Raw genomic sequence first — 1858 nt, forward strand, 5'->3', positions numbered from 1 at the left:
TTACGAGGAGATCGAGCCCTGCCTCCGCGAGCCCCTCAGCGACGGCTGGAAGAGCGTGCATGAGCTCCCCAGACGCGGCCTCTTTATTGATTGACCCTTTCTCTTTTCTTCTTTTTTCTTTCTTACGTCGGGTAAAGGCCCGCCCTTATGGGCGGCCTTTGCCATAACTGGATACTAAAAGAGGTGTCTTAAATGAAGTTTATCACATCCATGACAATGGTCGATCAGATTATAGGAAGCGCGCCGTTTGTTTACGAGGGGGATTTCGCGCAGGGGGTTGCGAAAGCGCGCGAGCTGGGGTACGACGGTGTTGAGCTGCACATCGCGGATCCGGCCGATGTCGACCTGCCTACGCTCGAGCAGGCGCTTGCGGAAAATTCCATGCGCCTGACCGCGATCGGGACGGGACGCGCTTACGTCAACCATGGCCTGTCCATCACGGATCCGGATGAGGCGCGCCGGCGGGCGGCTGTGCAGCGGCTGGAAGCTTTCCTCGAACTGGCAGGGCGGTTGCATGCAACCGTAATCATCGGCTGCATGCGCGGTAACGTAGCCACGGCGGAAGAGTTGCCGGCCGCGCTGGACCGTCTGGCGGTTTCCATGGAGTATCTGGATCACGCGGCGGCAAAAGCGGGCGTGGATATTGTCTTTGAGCCGATCAACCGGTATGAAAACAATTTCCTGTGTACGATGGGGGAGATCTCGCATTTCATCCGTAGCCATTCCCTGACGAACACGGGTATTCTGATCGACACGTTCCATATGAACATCGAGGAGTCGGATATGATGGCCTCGATCGAGGCATGCAGTCCGGAGATCCGGTATGTACATTTTTCCGACTCTAACCGCTGGTATCCCGGCGCGGGACACACGGATATGGCGGGCATTCTGCGCAAGCTGCAGGAATGCGACTATCAAGGCGTGCTGAGCGCGGAGATCCTGCCCAAGCCGACAAAGGAAGCGGCCGCGCGCGGCTGGATTGAGGCGGTATCCGCAATGATGCGGGAATAAAAAGCGAGGAAAGGGCGGCTGCGGGGAAGCCGGACGGAACGGATGCATCGAACAGGAGCCGGGCGGTTCCCCGTTACCTTTGCCATACAGCGCTCTGGACAGGGGCGCGGATAAGGCGCCGCCGCGCGGGCAACCTACCGAAGAAGGAGGGAGCCTGATGAGACGGTTTTTGATGTGCAGTCATGGGGCGGCGCAGGTGACCGATGCGCCGCCGCCGGGCTGTACGTTTGTTGGGACCGTTGCTGCGGACGGCGAAAGATACCGCGTTTTGCGCGGGGAGGATAAAACGCTGTACGCGGCGCCGGCGGAATGGGTAGAATAGAAAAACACCGCTCCGTGCAGGAGCGGTGTTTGCTTTATCAATGGCAGATACGGCAGATATGCTGCGCTGAAATCTGCGGAGGAATGCTGTTTGTCATGGTGCCGTTGTAGCGGATGCAGGCGCGGTCGCCCGCCCGAAAACAGCTTGTGCCGGCAGTGTGTACGACGACCTGCTGGCGGGTGCAGTGGTCGCATACCAAAAGTGAACCGCTCTGCACACAAAGCACGGTAGCGCACATGGTCATGAAAATCACCTCTTGCAATCGTGTTCAATGTCAACGTATGCAGCTTTGCTGCGGCGGGTGAAAAATACAGGCAGAGGGAATACGGAAATTGACAGAACGCCGCCGGTGTTTTACGATAAGAACAGGACGGATAGGAAAGGAGACCTGGCGATGGAAGAACTGAATTACAAAAGAATAAAAGCGAGCGGATACAAGGGATATATTCTGGAGGAAGCGCCGGAGAAGATTCTGCAGTTTGGCGAGGGGAATTTTCTGCGCGCGTTCGTGGACTACTGGTTTGA

Annotated in this window: 3 protein-coding genes; 2 read left to right on the top strand and 1 reads right to left on the bottom strand. The window is 57.3% G+C overall.

Annotation, left to right across the window (positions count from 1 at the left end; genetic code table 11):
- Positions 1-192 precede the first annotated feature (192 nt).
- Both H8S45_RS15690 and H8S45_RS15695 read left to right on the top strand, forming a co-directional pair.
- Positions 193-1011, top strand: coding sequence for a sugar phosphate isomerase/epimerase family protein (locus H8S45_RS15690; RefSeq protein ID WP_054328594.1), 819 nt, complete (start codon positions 193-195; stop codon positions 1009-1011).
- A 157-nt stretch (positions 1012-1168) separates the two neighbouring features.
- Complete coding sequence (locus H8S45_RS15695; protein ID WP_153802412.1) at positions 1169-1333, top strand: hypothetical protein; 165 nt, start codon at positions 1169-1171, stop codon at positions 1331-1333.
- A gap of 37 nt (positions 1334-1370) precedes the next feature.
- On the opposite strand, the gene H8S45_RS15700 is transcribed toward H8S45_RS15695, so the two are convergent.
- Positions 1371-1577 (bottom strand): hypothetical protein, encoded by a 207-nt coding sequence (locus H8S45_RS15700; protein WP_054328595.1) that lies wholly within the window; start codon positions 1575-1577, stop codon positions 1371-1373.
- Positions 1578-1858 lie beyond the last annotated feature (281 nt).

It is taken from the genome of Agathobaculum faecis (assembly GCF_014287995.1).
Taxonomy (GTDB): Bacteria; Bacillota; Clostridia; order Oscillospirales; family Butyricicoccaceae; genus Agathobaculum; species Agathobaculum ammoniilyticum.

Excerpts from the sequence above, each read along its gene's own strand:
- H8S45_RS15690 (WP_054328594.1), top strand. The coding sequence starts at position 193 with ATGAAGTTTATCACATCCATGACAATGGTCGATCAGATTATAGGAAGC.
- H8S45_RS15695 (WP_153802412.1), top strand. The coding sequence starts at position 1,169 with ATGAGACGGTTTTTGATGTGCAGTCATGGGGCGGCGCAGGTGACCGAT.
- H8S45_RS15700 (WP_054328595.1), bottom strand. The coding sequence starts at position 1,577 with ATGACCATGTGCGCTACCGTGCTTTGTGTGCAGAGCGGTTCACTTTTG.